Annotated in this window: 2 protein-coding genes; both read right to left on the bottom strand. The window is 75.3% G+C overall.

The genetic code is table 11. The features are described from left to right. On the bottom strand, positions 1–2,113 hold a 2,113-nt coding region (locus ORI94_RS34055; protein WP_266082812.1), incomplete at its 3' end, for a type I polyketide synthase. Between the two features lie 50 nt (positions 2,114–2,163). Further along, positions 2,164–17,487, bottom strand: a 15,324-nt coding sequence (locus tag ORI94_RS34050) for an SDR family NAD(P)-dependent oxidoreductase (RefSeq protein ID WP_416237951.1), incomplete at its 5' end; no start/stop codon positions are given.

Here is a 17,487-nt window from a genome sequence, read left to right as displayed (position 1 = left end):
TCGCACCACCGGCCGGCAACGCCTGCATCAGCCGGCCACGCGCAGCCACCAGCGCACACGCGTCCGCCAGGGAGAACACACCCGCCACATGCGCGGCCGCGATTTCACCGATCGAGTGCCCGGCGACGAACTCCGGCCGCACACCCCACGACTCCACCAGCCGGAACAACGCCACCTCAACCGCGAACAACCCCGCCTGGGCATAGGCGGTCCGGTTCAACGCCTCCCCGTCCTCACCCCAGACCACGTCGCGCAGCGGCCGCTCCAGATGCTCGTCCAGCCCCGCGCACACCGCGTCGAACGCCTCCGCGAACACCGGGAAACGAGCATGCAGTTCACGGCCCATCCCCAGCCGCTGCGAACCCTGACCCGAGAACAGGAAGGCGGTCGAGCCACCCTCGGCGGTGCCTTCGAGGACGGCGGGGTGCGGTACGGCGCCGGCGAGGGCGGTGAGGGCCTGGGCGGTGGTGTCGGGGTCGGTGGCGAGGACCACCGCGCGGTGCGGGAGCGGGGCGCGGCTGGTCGCCAGGGAGAGGGCGATGTCGGCGTGCCGGGAGCCGGCGGCCGAGGCGTTGACGTGTGCGAGGAGGCGTGCGGCCTGGGCGCGCAGCGCGGTCTCGGAGCGGGCGGACAGCAGCCACGGGGTCACGGCGGGGTCGACGGCCGGAGCCGCCGCGGCCGCGCCGTCGGTGGCGGCCGTCTCGTCCCCGGTGTCCGTGCCGGTGGAATCGCTGGCCTCTTCCAACAGGACGTGGGCGTTGGTGCCGCTGATGCCGAAGGCGGAGACGCCGGCGCGGCGGGGGTGTTCGGCGGTGGGCCACTCGGTGGCCTCGGTGAGGAGTTCGACGGCGCCGGCGGTCCAGTCGACGTGGGAGGTGGGCGTGTCGACGTGCAGGATGGCGGGCAGCAGGCCGTGGCGCATCGCCATGACCATCTTGATGACGCCCGCGACACCGGCTGCCGCCTGGGCGTGGCCGATGTTCGACTTGACGGCGCCGAGGCGCAGCGGCCGGTCGGCGGGCCGGTTCCGGCCGTAGGTGGCGAGGAGTGCCTGGGCCTCGATGGGGTCGCCGAGAGTGGTGCCGGTGCCGTGGGCCTCGACGGCGTCGACCTGGTCGGGGGTGAGGCGGGCGTCGGCGAGGGCGGCCTCGATGACCCGGCGCTGGGAGGGTCCGTTGGGGGCGGTGAGGCGGCTGCTGGCGCCGTCCTGGTTGACGGCTGTGCCGCGGATGACGGCGAGGACCTGGTGGCCGTTGCGGCGGGCGTCGGAAAGGCGCTCGACGAGGAGGACGCCGACGCCCTCGCCCCAGGCGGTGCCGTCGGCGGAGTCGGCGAAGGGCTTGCAGCGGCCGTCGGCGGCGAGGCCGCGCTGGCGGGAGAACTCGGTGAAGAGTTCGGTGGTCGGCATCATGGCGACGCCGCCGGCCAGGGCGAGGGAGCACTCGCCGGCGCGCAGGGCGCGGGCGGCGAGGTGGAGGGCGACGAGGGAGGAGGAGCAGGCGGTGTCGACGGTGACGGCCGGTCCCTCGAGGCCGAGGGTGTAGGAGATGCGGCCGGACAGGACGCTCATGGCGCCGCCGGTGAGGTTGTGGCCCTCGGTCTCCTCGGTGGTGCGGGCGAGGGAGCCGTAGTTGGTGTCGGCGCCGCCGACGAAGACGCCGGTGTCGGTGTTGCGGAGGGAGGCGGGGCTGATGCGGGCGCGTTCGACGGCCTCCCAGGTGGTCTCCAGCAGGAGCCGCTGCTGGGGGTCCATGGCGAGGGCTTCGCGGGGGGCGATGCCGAAGAGGTCGGCGTCGAAGTCGGCGGCGCCGTCGAGGAAGCCGCCCTCGCGGACGTAGCTCTTGCCGGGGGTGCCGGGGTCGGGGTCGTAGAGGGAGTCGAGGTCCCAGCCGCGGTCGTCGGGCAGCGGACCGACGGCGTCGGTGCCGTCGGCGACGAGCCGCCAGAGGTCCTCCGGGGAGCGGACGCCGCCGGGGAAGCGGCAGGCCATGCCGATGACGGCGATCGGCTCACTCTGTCCGGCCTCGACGGACTCCAGCCGCTGCCGGGTGCGACGCAGGTCTGCGGTGACCTTCTTGAGGTAGTCGCGGAGCTTGTCTTCGGAGCTTGCCATGGGGGTGGGATCCTCTGGTTCTGGAAGGACGCGGTGGCCGGCCGGGGACGTCAGGCGAGGCCGAGTTCGTTGTCGATCAGGTCGAACATCTCGTCGTCCGTGGTGGTGTCGAGGTCGGAGTCGTCGCGCTCGTCGCCGGGGGTCTCCGTGGTGGCGTCGAGCTTCCACTGGAGGGCCCGGAGTCGCTTGGCCAGGCGGGCCCGGTCCTGGTCGTCGAGTTCGGTGCCGTTCAGGGCGGCCTCGAGGCCGGCCAGTTCGGCGAAGACGGGCTGGTCCGCGTCGCCGGATCCGGCGGGGCCGGTGCCGAGTTCGTCCCGCAGGTGGCGGACGAGAGCGGCCGGGTCCGGGTGGTCGAAGATGAGGGTGGTGGGCAGGGTCAGGCCCGTCTCCGCGTTGAGGCGGTTGCGGAGTTCGACCGCGGTCAGGGAGGACATGCCGAGGTCGAGGAAGCCGCGCCCGGAGTCCAGGGCCTCGGCGGAGGCGTGGCCGAGGACGGCGGCGACGTGGCCGAGGACCGTGCGGTGCAGCAGGGCCTGCTGCCGGGGGCCGCTGAGTGCGGCGAGCCTGCGGCGGAAGTCCTGCGGTCCGCCCGTGGTCCCGGTGTCGGCGGCGCGGCGGACGGCCGGCCGGGCGAGGGCCCGCAGCAGCGGGGGCACCTGGTCGGCGCGCAGGGCGCGCGGGTCGAGTCGTACGGGCACCAGGTGGGCGGTCTCCAGGGCGGTGGCCGCGTCGAGCAGGCCGAGGCCCTGGTCGGAGGTGAGGGGGCGGATGCCGGCCCGCTCCAGTCGGGCGAGGTCGGCTCCGTCGAGGGCGCCGGTGAGGTCGCTCCTGTCCTCCCAGAGGCCCCAGGCGAGGGAGACGGCGGTGAGGCCGCGGGCGCGCCGGTGCTGGGCGAGGGCGTCGAGGAAGGCGTTGGCGGCGGCGTAGTTGGCCTGGCCGGGGCCGCCCGCGAGGCCCGCGTAGGAGGAGAACAGCACGAACGCGGAGAGCTTGGTGTCGCGGGTCAGTTCGTGCAGGTTCCACGCGGCGTCGGCCTTGGGCCGCAGGACGTGGTCGAGGCGTTCGGGGGTGAGGGTGTCGAGGAGGCCGTCGTCGAGGACGCCGGCCGCGTGCACCACGGCGGTCAGGGGATGCGCGGCGGGTACGGCGGCGAGGGTCGCGGCGAGCTGGTCGCGGTCGGCGGCGTCGCAGGCGACGACGGTCACCTCGGCGCCGAGGGCGGTGAGGTCGTCGCGCAGGTCGGCGGCGCCGGGGGCGTCGGGGCCGCGGCGGCCGGTGAGCAGCAGGTGGCGTACGCCGTGCCGGGTGACGAGGTGGCGGGCGACGAGGGCACCGAGGGCGCCGGTGCCGCCGGTGATCAGGACGGTGCCGGTCGCCGTGTCGTCACCCCACGGGGTGCTGTCCGCGGGTGTGGTGCCGTCGCGGTCGGCGCGGACCAGGCGGGGCACGGTGACGGTGCCGGAGCGTACGGCGAACTGGTGCTCACCGGTGCGGTCGGCGGCGGCGACGGCGGCGATCAGGGCGGTGGCCGAGGCGTCGGCGCGGTCACCGTCCGTGAGGTCCGTGAGGTCCGTGAGGTCCGTGAGGTCCGTGAGGTCCGTGGTGTCCGTGGCCGGAAGGCCGGCGGCCGGGAGGTCCGTGTCCGGGTCGAGGTCGGCGAGGAGGAAGCGGCCGGGGTGTTCGGTCTGGGCGGAGCGCAGCAGGCCCCAGACGGTGGCGTCGGCGAGGGCAGGGACACTGTCGTCGGGTCCGGTGGCGAGGGCGCCCTCGGTCACCACGAGGAGCCGGGTGGCCGTGTGGCGCGGGTCGCTGAGCCAGGTGGTGGCCAGGTGCAGTGCCCGGTGGGCGGAGGTGTGGGCGGAGGACGCGGTGTCCCGGGCGGCCGCGCCGGTGATGGCGTTGTCGTGGGTGAGGGGGACGACGACCAGCGCCGGCTGTTCGGTGTCGCCGCTGTCGAGGGCGGCGGTGAGGTCGTCGAGGGTGGCGTGGACGTGGACGGTGGCGCCGGCGCGTTCGAGGGCGGCGGTGAGGCGTCCGGTGCTTCCGACGACCGCCCAGGGGCCGGTGAGGTCCGCGGGGTCGGTGTCACCGGTCCACGGGGTCCACTCGACGCGGTGCAGGGCGTCGGGGGCGGTGGCGGCCGGGAGCCGGTCGGGGGTGGCCGGGCGGGTGGCGGCGGTGGCGGTGAGGACGGGGGCTCCGGTGCCGTCGTGGGCGTGGACCGTCCAGGTGCCGTCGTCGCCGGTCAGCCGCAGGCGCAGCCGGGTGGCGCCGGTGGCGTACGTGGTGACGTCCTGCCAGCGGTACGGCAGTGCGGGCGCGGTGGCGTGCTCGGGCGTGGCGGCCAGGGCGAGGGCCGTCTGGAGCAGCGCCGGGTGGACGCGGAACCGGCCGGCGTCGGCGCGGGCGTCCTCGGGGAGTTCCACGTCGGCGAGGAGGTCGGTGCCGTGCTGCCACACCGCGCGCAGGGTACGGAAGGCGGTGCCGGTGTCCAGGCCGTTGCCGTCGAGCCGGTCGTGGGCCCGGGCGGGGTCGGCGGGACGGGCGCCGGCGGGCGGCCAGGTGTCCGGTCCGGCCGGGGCGGGCGCAGGGGCGCCGGCGGTGAGGGTGCCGGTGGCGTTCAGGGTCCAGGGCACGTCGGCGCCGTCCGGGTCGGGTACGCGGGAGTGGACGGTGAGCGTGCGCCGGCCCGGGGCGCCGCCGGTGCCCTCGGGCGCGGAGACGGTGATCTGGAGGTCGACGCGGCCCCGTTCGGGGACGGCGACCGGGGTGTGCTCGTCGAGGGTGGTGACGGCCGGGCTGCCGGTCTCGTCGCCGGCCCGTACCGCCCAGTCGAGCAGGGCGGTGGCGGGCACGACGGCGGTGCCGTGCACGCGGTGGGCGTCCAGCCAGGGCTGTGCGGTCAGCGACAGCCCGCCGCCGAGGACCGCGCCGCCGTCGGCGAGCCGTACGACCGTGTCGAGTCCGGTGGGGTCGGCCTGGGTGCCGGTCGCCTCCAGCCAGTACCGCTCGCGCTGGAAGGCGTAGGTGGGCAGGTCCACGGGGCGGCCGTGGGCGACGGCGGGCCGCCAGTCGACGGGGACGCCGGCGACGTGGGCGGAGGCCAGCGCGGTCAGCACCCGGTCGGTGCCGCCGTCGTCGCGGCGCAGGGAGCCCAGGGCGACCGCGTCGGCGCCGGCTGCGGTGACGGTGTCCTCGATGCCGGCGGTGAGCACCGGGTGGGGACTGCACTCGACGAACACGTCGTGGCCCTGGTCGAGGAGGCCGCGCAGGGACTCCTGCAGGCGGACGGTGCCGCGCAGGTTGCGGTGCCAGTAGGGGGCGTCCAGGGCCGTGCCGGGCAGCCAGTCGGCGGTGACGGTGGAGAAGAACGGGATGTCGCCGTCGCGGGGTTCGATGCCGTCCAGGGCGGCGGGCAGGGTCTCGGCGAGCCGGTCGACGTGCGCGGAGTGGGAGGCGTAGTCGACGGGGATGCGGCGAGCGCGCACGCCCCGCTCCTCGCAGGTGGCGAGGAGGCTGTCGAGGCCGTCGGTGTCGCCGGAGACCACCACGGAGGAGGGGCCGTTGACGGCGGCGACCGAGACGCCGGGCAGGTCGGCGACGAGGGCGGTGACCTCGTCGTGCGGGGCGGTGACGGCGGCCATGCCGCCGTGGCCGGAGAGTTCGCGGGCGATGGCGAGGCTGCGCACGGCGACGATCCGCGCGGCGTCCTCGAGGGACAGGGCGCCGCTGACGGCGGCGGCGGCGATCTCGCCCTGGGAGTGGCCGAGGACGGCGGCGGGCCTCAGGCCGTGGGCGCGCCACACCTCGGCGAGCGCGACCATCACCGCCCACAGCGCGGGCTGGGCTACGTCGGCCCGGTCGAGGGAGGGCGCGCCTTCGGTGCCGCGCAGTACGTCGGTGAGGGACCAGTCGACGTGCGGGGCGAGGGCGGCGGTGCAGGCCTCGATCCGTGCGGCGAACACCGGCGAGGTGTCGAGGAGGTCGGCGCCCATGCCGGCCCACTGGGTGCCCTGGCCGGGGAAGACGAGGACGGCCCTGCGGTCGCGGCCGGTGCCCCGGCCGCCGCTGGTCACGGCGGGCGAGGGGGTGCCGTCGGCGAGGGCGGCGAGGCCGGCGCGGAAGTCGCCCGTGGAGGTGGCGACGACGACGGCGCGCTTCTCCAGGGTGGCCCGGCGGGTCACGAGGGACAGGGCGATGTCGGCGGGTGCGAGGCCGGGGTGCGCGTCGAGGTGGGCGAGCAGGGCGCGGGCCTGGCCGCGCAGGGCGGCGTCGCTGCGGGCGGACAGGATCCAGGGCAGCGGGCGGTCGGCACGGGCCTCCGGCGCGTCGTCGACGTCGGTGTCCGCCTCGTCGGCGGACTCCGGTTCGGCCGGGGCCTGTTCGAGGATGACGTGGGCGTTGGTGCCGCTGATGCCGAAGGAGGACACGGCGGCGCGCAGGGGGCGGGGGGTGGCCGGTTGGGGCCACGCGGTGGCCTCGGTGAGGACGCTGACGGCGCCGGCCGACCAGTCGACGTGTGGGGTGGGCGCGTCGACGTGCAGGCTCTTGGGCAGCAGGCCGTGCCGCAGGGCGAGGACCATCTTCATGACGCCGGCCACGCCTGCGGCGGCCTGGGTGTGGCCGAGGTTGGACTTGACGGAGCCGAGCAGCAGCGGCCGCCCGGGGTCGCGGTCCTGGCCGTAGGTGGCGAGCAGGGCCTGCGCCTCGATGGGGTCGCCGAGGCGGGTGCCGGTGCCGTGCGCCTCGACGGCGTCGACCTCGGCGGCGCTGACGCCGGCGTCGGCGAGGGCCTGGCGGATGACACGCTGCTGGGCGGGCCCGTTGGGGGCGGTGAGGCCGTTGGAGGCGCCGTCCTGGTTGAGGGCGGAGCCACGTACGACGGCGAGGACCTGGTGGCCGTTGCGGCGGGCGTCGGAGAGCCGCTCGACGAGGATCAGGCCGACGCCCTCGGAGAAGCCGGTGCCGTCGGCCGCGGCGGCGAACGGTTTGCAGCGGCCGTCGGCGGCGAGGCCGCGCTGGCGGGAGAAGTCGACGATGATCTCCGGTGAGGACATCACGGTGACGCCGCCGGCCAGGGCCATGGTGCACTCGCCGGCCCGCAGCGCCTGGAGCGCCATGTGCAGGGCGACGAGGGAGGAGGAGCAGGCGGTGTCGACGGTGACGGCCGGGCCCTCCAGGCCGAGGGTGTAGGCGACGCGGCCGGAGACGATGCTGTTGGCGTTGCCGTTGTTGACGTAGCCGGCGATCTCGTCGGGGACGTGGGCGACGCGCTTGAGGTAGTCGCTGGAGGACAGGCCGGCGAAGACGCCGGTGCGGCTGCCGCGCACCGACCGGGGGTCGATGCCGGCGCGTTCGAACGTCTCCCAGGCGGTCTCCAGGAGCAGGCGCTGCTGCGGGTCCATGGCGAGGGCCTCGCGGGGGGAGATCCCGAAGAAGTCGGCGTCGAAGTCGGCGGCGTCGTGCAGGAAGCCGCCCTCGCGGGTACGGGAGGTGACCTGGTCGCCGGGCAGGGCGTCGTAGAGGCCGTCGAGGTCCCAGCCTCGGTCGCCGGGGAACTCGGCGATGGCGTCGGCGCCGTCGGCGAGGAGCCGCCACAGGTCCTCCGGGGAGCGCACCCCGCCGGGGAGGCGGCAGGCCATGCCGACGATGGCGAACGGTTCGTCCCCCTGGGCGGCGGCCGGGAGGGGTGCCGGGGCGGCGGGCGCGGTGGCGGGGGTGCCGCCGGAGAGTTCGCCGTCGAGGTGGGCGGCGAGTTCGGCGAGGGTCGGGTGGTCGAAGACGAGGGTGGCGGGCAGCCGCAGCGCGGTGGCGGCGTTGAGCCGGTTGCGCAGTTCGACGGCGGTCAGCGAGTCGAAGCCGAGGTCGCGGAAGGCGCGCCCGCCGTGCAGTTGGTCGGGGTCGGTGTGGCCGAGGACGGCGGCGGCGTGGGTGGCGACCAGGTCGCGCAGGAGGGTGAGCCGGTCGTCGGCGGACAGGCCGGCCAGGCGCAGCCGCAGTCCGTCGGTGCCGGTGGCGGCGCCCGCTTCGGCGGTGCGGCGGACCGGGCCCCGGTACAGGGCGCGCAGCAGGTGCGGTATCTCGCCGTCGCCGGTGCGCAGTCGGCCGGTGTCGAGGCGGACGGGGACCAGGTGCGGGCGCTGCTCGGTGAGCGCGGCGTCGAACAGGGCCATGCCGTCGGCGGCGGACAGCGGCAGGACGCCAAAGCGGCGGACGCGCGCGAGGTCGGTGTCGTCGAGGTGGCCGGTCATGGCGCTGGCGTCGGCCCACAGGCCCCAGGACAGGGAGGTGGTGGGCAGGCCGTCGGCTCGGCGGCGGTGGGCGAGGGCGTCGAGGTAGGTGTTGGCGGCGGCGTAGTTGGCCTGGCCGGCGTTGCCGAAGACGCCGGCGCCGGCCGAGAACAGCACCAGGTCCGCGAGGTCGAGGTCGCGGGTGAGGCGGTGCAGGTGGCGGGCGGCGTCGGCCTTGGGGGCGAGGGCGGTGCGCAGCCGGTCGGGGGTGAGGTGTTCGAGGGCGCCGTCGTCGAGGGCGCCGGCCGCGTGCACCACGGCGGTGAGGGGGTGTGCGGCGGGTACGGCGGCGAGGGTCGCGGCGAGCTGTTCGGCGTCGGCGGCGTCGCAGGCGGCGACGGTCACCTCGGCGCCGAGGGCGGTCAGTTCGTCGCGCAGGCCGGCGGCCCCGGGGGCGTCGGGGCCGCGGCGACCGGTGAGCAGCAGGTGGCGCATGCCGTGCCGGGTGACGAGGTGCCGGGCGAGGATGCCGCCGATGGTGCCGGTGCCGCCGGTGATCAGGACGGTGCCGTCGGGGTTCCAGGCGCGCGGCACGGTGAGGACGATCTTGCCGTAGTGCTTGGCCTGCGCCATGTGGCGGAAGGCGTCGCGGGCGTGGTGGACGTCCCAGGTGACGGTGGGCAGCGGGCGCAGGGAGCCGTCGGCGAAGAGGCGGGTGAGGTCGGCGAACATCTCCCGGATGCGGTCCTCGCCGGCCTCGCGCAGTTCGTACGCCTGGTAGAGGGCGACGCCGGGGTGGTCGCGGGTGACCTGATCGGGGTCGCGGACGTCGGTCTTGCCCATTTCGACGAGACGTCCGCCGGGGGCGAGCAGGCGCAGCGAGGCGTCGACGAAGTCACCGGCCAGGGAGTTCAGTACGACGTCCACGCCGCGTCCGCCGCTGGTCTCCCGGAACCGGTCCTCGAAGTCGAGGGTGCGGGAGGAGGCCAGGTGGTCGTCGGCCCAGCCCTCGGCGCGCAGCAGGCGCCGCTTGTGGTCGCCGGCGGTGCCGTAGACCTCGGCGCCCCAGTGGCGGGCGAGCTGGGCGGCGGCCATGCCGACGCCGCCGGCGGCGGCGTGGACGAGGACGGACTCGCCGGCGGTGAGGCCGGCGAGGTCGCGCAGGCCGTAGTAGGCGGTGAGGAAGGCGACGGGTACGGACGCGGCCTGGGTGAAGGTCCAGCCGTCGGGCATGGGGGCGACCATGCGGGCGTCGGCGACGGCGTGGGTGCCGAAGCCTCCGGTGACCAGGCCCATCACGCGGTCGCCGGGGGCGAGGCCGGTGACGCCGGGGCCGGTGGCGGTGACGACGCCGGCGGCTTCGGCGCCGAGGAGTACGGCGGGGCCGGGGTACATGCCGAGGGTGTTGAGGACGTCGCGGAAGTTGAGTCCGGCGGCCCGTACCTCGATGAGGACGTGTCCGGGCGCGGGCTCGGCGGTGATCTCGGGGCAGGGCACCAGTTCCAGTTGGTCGACGGAGCCCTTGACCGGGATGTCGAGTCGCCACGCGCCGGCGTCGGCGGGCGCGGTCAGGGTGTCGGCGGTGCGGGGGCGGGCCAGCCGGGGCGCGTGGGCGGTGCCCTGGCGCAGGGCGAGCTGCGGTTCGCCGGTGGCGAGCGCGGCGGGCAGGGCCTGCCAGGAGTCGTCGTGGACATCGAGGTCGGCGAGGACGAGGCGGCCGGGGTGCTGCGACTGCGCGGAGCGCACCAGGCCCCAGACGGCGGCGCCGGGCAGGTCGTGTGCGGGGTCGCCGGGTCCGGTGGCGACGGCGCCCCGGGTGACCACGACGAGCGGAATCTCCGCGGTGCGGTCGTCGGCGAGCCAGTCGTTGACGGTGGTCAGGACCTCACCGAGGACGGCGTCCGGGGCGGCCGGGGTGTCGCCGCCGGTACGGGCGGCGGCCGACGTGTCGCCGCCGGGTGCGGCCGTCGCCCTCTGCCCGGCGAACAGCAGGACGGCGGCGGGGAGTCGGCCGGTGGCGTCGTCGAGAAGGGTGAGGTCGGCGAGGGCGGGCAGCGGAGTTCCGCCGGGGGCGGTGACGGGTGCGTCCGGGGTGCCGAGGACCGCCCAGCCGGTCGCGTCGGCGGGGGCGGCGGCGGGCGTGAGGGGGGTCCAGTCGAGGTGGAACAGCCAGTCGCGGGCGGCCCGTGCGGACGGGTCGAGGGTCTCTGCGGCCACCTCGCGCACGGCCAGCGAGTCGATGACGGCGACGGGTGCCCCGCTGGGGTCGGTCAGGTGGACGGTGACGGTGTCCTCGCCGGCCGGGGAGATCCGGACGCGCAGCGCGGTGGCGCCGGTGGCGTACAGGCAGACTCCGGACCAGGCGAAGGGGACGACGGTGCGGTCGTCGCCGCCGGGGGCGAGCCCCGCGGCGTGCAGGGCGGCGTCGAGCAGGGCGGGGTGGATGCCGAACCGGGCGGCGTCGCCGCGTACCTGGTCGGGCAGGACGACCTCCGCGAACACGTCGTCGCCGCGCCGCCAGGTCGCGCGGACGCCCTGGAAGACGGGACCGTACTCGTAGCCGCGGCCGGCGAGCAGGTCGTAGAAGCCGTCGGCGGCCAGGGGGGTGGCGCCGGGCGGCGGCCAGGCGGTGAAGTCCTCGGGCCGCGCCACGGCGGGGGCGCCGGGCTCGGCGAGGGTGCCCTGGGCGCGCAGGGTCCACAGGTCCTCGGCGTCGCCGTCGGGTCCGGTGGCCCGGGTGTGGACGGTGACGGGGCGGCGCCCGGAGTCGTCGGCGTCGCCGATGCCGATCTGGACCTGGACCTCGCCGCGTTCCTGGAGGACGACGGGGGCCTGGAGGGTCAGTTCGTCGACGCTGCCGACGCCGAGGACGTCACCGGCTCGGATGACGGACTCGACGAGGGCGGTGCCGGGGACGATGACGGTGCCGGAGACGGCGTGGTCGGCGAGCCAGGGCTGGCCGCGCAGGGACCAGCGGGCGGTGGCGACGAGTCCGTCGCCACCGGCGAGTTCGACCGAGGCGCCGAGCAGGGGGTGGTCGGGGGACTCCAGTCCGGCGGAGGTGACGTCGCCGGCGGAGTCGGCGAAGCGGGGCCAGTAGTGCTGCCGCTGGAAGGGGTAGGTGGGGAGGTCGACGCGGCGGGGACGGGTGCCTTCGTAGAAGGCGTCCCAGTCGACGTCCGCTCCGTACGCCCACGCCTCGCCCAGCGACAGCGTGAACCGCTCCCAGCCGCCCTCGTCACGCCGCAGCGTGCCCACCACACCCGCGGCGACACCCGCGTCCTCGATGGTCTCGCGCACCCCGGTCGCCACCACCGGATGCGCACTCACCTCCACCAGCACCCGGAAACCGTCCGCCAGCAGCGCACGCGTCGCCGCCTCGAACTCCACCGTCCCCCGCAGATTCCGGTACCAGTACCCCGCGTCCAGCGACACGGTGTCGAGCACCCCACCGGAGACCGTCGAATAGAACGGCACATCGCACGAACGCGGCACCACCGGAGCCAGCAGCTCCGCCAACTCGCTCTCAATACGCTCCACATGAGCCGAATGCGACGCGTAGTCCACCGCCACCCGACGCGCCCGCACACCCTGTGCCCCGCACACCACCAGCAGCTCGTCCAACGCGTCCGCGTCACCCGACACCACCACCGACGACGGCCCGTTCACCGCCGCCACCGACACCCGGCCCTCCCACCGGCCGACCAACTCCCCCACCACCGACACACCACACGCCACCGACACCATGCCGCCCAGACCCGACAGAGCACGCAACGCACGCGAACGCAACGCCACCACCAGCGCCGCATCCTCCAACGACAACCCACCCGCCACACACGCGGCCGCGATCTCACCCTGCGAATGACCCACCACCGCGGCCGGTTCCACACCGCACGAACGCCACACCTCCGCCAACGACACCATCACCGCCCACAACACCGGCTGCACCACATCCACCCGCTCCAACGAAGCGGCACCCTCCACACCCCGCACCACGTCAAGCAACGACCACTCGACGTGAGGAGCGAGCGCGTCGGCGCAGGCGGACATCCGCTGGGCGAACACCGGCGAGGTGTCCAGGAGTTCGACGGCCATGCCGGCCCACTGCGAACCCTGGCCCGGAAAGACGAACACGACGCCGCCGCCTTCGGTGGCGGTGCCGTCTACGACGCCGGGGGCGGGCCGGCCTGCGGCGAGGGCGTCGAGTCCGGCGAGCAGGTCGTCGGGACCGCTGCCGACGACGACCGAACGGTGCTCCATCGCGACACGCGTCGACACCAGCGAATGCGCCACGTCCAGCACACCCGCACCACTGTCGCGCACGGACGCCGCCAGCCGCCCGGCCTGCTCCCGCACCGCCTCACGCGACTTCGCCGACACCACCCACGGCAACCACGCCGGAGCCTGGACCGCTCCGGTGAGGACGCCGTCCGTCTCCGCCGCCGGGTCCCCGGCCCCGTCGGCGGGCTCGGGTTCCGGGGCCTGTTCGAGGATGAGGTGGCCGTTGGTGCCGCTGATGCCGAAGGAGGAGATGCCGGCGCGGCGGGGGTGGTCGGCGTCCGGCCAGTCGGTGGCCTCGGTGACCAGGCGGACGGCGCCGCCGGACCAGTCGACGACCGAGGTGGGTTCGGTGATGTGCAGGCTCTTGGGCACCATGCCGTGCCGCATCGCGAGCACCATCTTCATCATGCCGCCGACTCCGGCGGCGGCCTGGGTGTGGCCGATGTTGGACTTCAGCGAGCCGAGCAGCAGCGGCCGCTCTGCGGGACGGTCCTGGCCGTAGGTGGCCAGGATGGCCTGGGCCTCGATCGGGTCGCCGAGCGGGGTGCCGGTGCCGTGCGCCTCGACGACGTCGACCTCGGCGGCGGACAGTCCGGCGTTGGCGAGGGCCTGGCGGATGACGCGCTGCTGGGAGGGGCCGTTGGGGGCGGTGAGGCCGTTGGAGGCGCCGTCCTGGTTGAGGGCGGAGCCGCGGACGACGGCGAGGACGGGGTGGCCGTTGCGGCGGGCGTCGGAGAGCCGCTCCAGCAGGACGAGGCCGACGCCCTCGGCGAAGCCCATGCCGTCGGCGCCCTCGGCGAACGCCTTGCAGCGGCCGTCGGCGGCCAGGCCTCGCTGCCGGGAGAACTCCACGTAGGGCTCGGGGGTGGACATGATGGTGGCGCCGCCGGCCAGGGCCATGGTGCACTCGCCGGTGCGCAGCGACTGCAGGGCCAGGTGCAGGGCGACCATGGAGGACGAGCAGCCGGTGTCCATGGTGACGGCGGGGCCCTCGAAGCCGTACGTGTAGGACAGGCGGCCGGAGGCGATGCTGGAGGCGTTGCCGGTCATGAGGTGGCCGGCGAGCTGCTCCTGGGCGGCGGCACCGCCGAGGCGGACCTGGTAGTCGGTGTTGATGGTGCCGACGAAGACTCCGGTGGCGGTGGAGCGCAGGGTCTTTGGGTCGATGCCGGCGCGTTCGAACGTCTCCCAGGAGGTCTCGAGGAGCAGGCGCTGCTGCGGGTCCATGGCCAGGGCCTCGCGCGGGGAGATCCCGAAGAACGCCGGGTCGAATCCGGCGACGTCCTGGATGAATCCGCCCTCACGGCTGTAGGTGGTGCCCTGCCGCTCGGAGTCGGGATCGTACAGGGAGTCGAGGTCCCAGCCGCGGTCGGCGGGCGGGGTGGACACCGCGTCGACCTCGGCGACCATCAGGTCCCAGAGTTCCTCGGGGCTGGTGACCCCTCCGGGGAAGCGGCAGGCCATGGCGACCACGGCCATCGGCTCGTCGGTGACGCCGGCCGCGACGACCACGGGTGCGGCGGTGCGCTGCTGTTCGCCGAGCAGCCGGCCCTTGAGGTGGTCGACGACGGCGACGGTGTTGGGGTGGTCGAACAGGAGTGTCGTGGGCAGCTTGACGTCGGTGGCGGCGGTGATGCGGTTGCGCACCTCGACGGCGGTGAGCGAGTCGAAGCCCAGGTCCTTGAAGGCGCGGTGCACGTCGACGGCCTCGGGCGAGGCGTAGCGCAGGGCGGTGGCGACCTCGGCGCGGACCAGGTCGGTGAGCAGGCGGTCCTGGTCGGCGGGGGCGAGGCCGCGCAGCCGGTCGCGCAGGGCGTGGGTGTCGGGCGCGGCGGCCTTCGCGGCCTCCAAGGCGCGGCGGACCTCGGGCAGGTCGCCGATGAGGGGGCTGGGCCGGGCGGCGGTCAGGACGCCGGCGTACGACGGCCAGTCGACGTCGACGACGGTGGCGTGCGAGGCGCCCTCGGTGACGGCGGCGCGCAGCGCGGCGACGGCGGTGTCGGGCGCCATCGGGGTGAGTCCGTCGTGGCGCATCCGGTCGGTGAGGACGTCGGCGGTGGCCATGCCGGCGTCGGCCCAGGGGCCCCAGGCGACGGAGGTGACGGGCAGGCCGGCGGCGCGGCGCTGCTCGGCGACGGCGTCGAGGTAGGCGTTGGCGGCGGCGTAGTTGGCCTGTCCGGCGTTGCCGAGGACGCCGACGACGGAGGAGAACAGCACGAACATCGACAGGTCGTGGTCGCGGGTGAGTTCGTGCAGGTTGGCGGTGCCGAGGGTCTTGGGGCGCAGGACGGCGTCGAAGCGGTCCGGGGTGAGGGCGTCGAGGACGCCGTCGTCGAGGACGCCCGCGGCGTGGACGACGCCGGTGAGCGGCAGGTCGGCGGGGAGGGACTCGAGGAGCCCGGCGAGCTGGTCGCGGTCGGCGACGTCGCAGTCGGCGACGGTGACGCGGGCGCCGTGGGCGGTGAGGTCGGCGGTGAGGTCGGCGACACCGGGCGCGTCGGGGCCGCGGCGGCTGGTGAGGACCAGGTGCCGGGTGCCGGCGGCGGCCAGGGAGCGGGCGACGTGGGCGCCGAGGGCGCCGGTGCCGCCGGTGATCAGGACGGTGTCGTGCGCCGCCCAGGTGCCGGTGGGGTCGGCGCCCCCGGCGGGCTCGGGCAGCGGCATCCGGGCGAGCCGGCGGGCGTAGGAGCCGGAGGCGCGCACGGCGAGCTGGTCCTCGGTGCCGCCGAGGAGGCCGGGGAGGCGGTCGAGGGCACGCGGGTCGGGGGTGGGCGGCAGGTCGACGAGTCCGCCCCAGGTGTCCGGCAGTTCGAAGGCGACGGCGCGGCCGAAGCCCCAGGTCCCGGCCTGGACGGGAGAGGTCAGCGGGTCCCGGCTGTCGACGGAGACGGCGCCGCGGGTGAGCGCCCACAGGCGGGTGCCGGTACCGGACAGCGCGTGCGTCAGGTCCTTGGCTGCGGTGAGGCCGCGTGGCACGGCGGGGTGATCGGGGTGCGGCCGCTCGTCGAGGGCGAGCAGCGACAGCACTCCGGCGGGGTCCTCTCCGTCGGTGGTGGCGAGCAGGGCGGTGAGGGCGGCGGTGTCCTCGTCGCCGGTCAGGTCGTGGCGTTCGACGCGCAGTCCGCGGGCGGTGAGGGCGGCGAGGACGTCGTCGACCCAGGGGTCGTCGGCGTGCCCGGCCGGGACGAGCGCGGGCCAGCGGCCGGCGGGGACGGGTCCGGCGGCACCGGTCAGCGGCATCCAGTGGACGCGGTGGCGCCAGGAGTCGAGGGTGGTGCGCAGGGTGCGGCGGCGGCGCCAGGAGGCGAGTGCGGGCAGCAGGCTGCTGAAGGCCTCGGTGTCGTCGCCGGTGATGTCCAGGACGGTGGACAGACGGGTGACGTCACCGCTCTCGACGGCGGACCAGAACTCACCGTCGGCGGGGTCGCTGCCGGTGCCGGCCGGCCGGTCGGTCTCGTCGGGGGTGAGCCAGTACCACTCGCGGCGGAAGGGGTAGGTGGGGAGGTCGACGCGGCGGGGACGGGTGCCTTCGTAGAAGGCGTCCCAGTCGACGTCCGCTCCGTACGCCCACGCCTCGCCCAGCGACAGCGTGAACCGCTCCCAGCCGCCCTCGTCACGCCGCAGCGTGCCCACCACACCCGCGGCGACACCCGCGTCCTCGATGGTCTCGCGCACCCCGGTCGCCACCACCGGATGCGCACTCACCTCCACCAGCACCCGGAAACCGTCCGCCAGCAGCGCACGCGTCGCCGCCTCGAACTCCACCGTCCCCCGCAGATTCCGGTACCAGTACCCCGCGTCCAGCGACACGGTGTCGAGCACCCCACCGGAGACCGTCGAATAGAACGGCACATCGCACGAACGCGGCACCACCGGAGCCAGCAGCTCCGCCAACTCGCTCTCAATACGCTCCACATGAGCCGAATGCGACGCGTAGTCCACCGCCACCCGACGCGCCCGCACACCCTGTGCCCCGCACACCACCAGCAGCTCGTCCAACGCGTCCGCGTCACCCGACACCACCACCGACGACGGCCCGTTCACCGCCGCCACCGACACCCGGCCCTCCCACCGGCCGACCAACTCCCCCACCACCGACACACCACACGCCACCGACACCATGCCGCCCAGACCCGACAGAGCACGCAACGCACGCGAACGCAACGCCACCACCAGCGCCGCATCCTCCAACGACAACCCACCCGCCACACACGCGGCCGCGATCTCACCCTGCGAATGACCCACCACCGCGGCCGGTTCCACACCGCACGAACGCCACACCTCCGCCAACGACACCATCACCGCCCACAACACCGGCTGCACCACATCCACCCGCTCCAACGAAGCGGCACCCTCCACACCCCGCACCACGTCAAGCAACGACCACTCGACGTGAGGAGCGAGCGCGTCGGCGCAGGCGGACATCCGCTGGGCGAACACCGGCGAGGTGTCCAGGAGTTCGACGGCCATGCCGGCCCACTGCGAACCCTGGCCCGGAAAGACGAACACGACGCCGCCGCCTTCGGTGGCGGTGCCGTCTACGACGCCGGGGGCGGGCCGGCCTGCGGCGAGGGCGTCGAGTCCGGCGAGCAGGTCGTCGGGACCGCTGCCGACGACGACCGAACGGTGCTCCATCGCGACACGCGTCGACACCAGCGAATGCGCCACGTCCAGCACACCCGCACCACTGTCGCGCACGGACGCCGCCAGCCGCCCGGCCTGCTCCCGCACCGCCTCACGCGACTTCGCCGACACCACCCACGGCAACCACGCCGGAGCCTGGACCGCTCCGGTGAGGACGCCGTCCGTCTCCGCCGCCGGGTCCCCGGCCCCGTCGGCGGGCTCGGGTTCCGGGGCCTGTTC

It is taken from the genome of Streptomyces sp. NEAU-W12 (genome assembly GCF_026242095.1).
Classification (GTDB): domain Bacteria; phylum Actinomycetota; class Actinomycetes; order Streptomycetales; family Streptomycetaceae; genus Streptomyces.
This window is presented reverse-complemented; position numbering and strand designations above follow the sequence as displayed.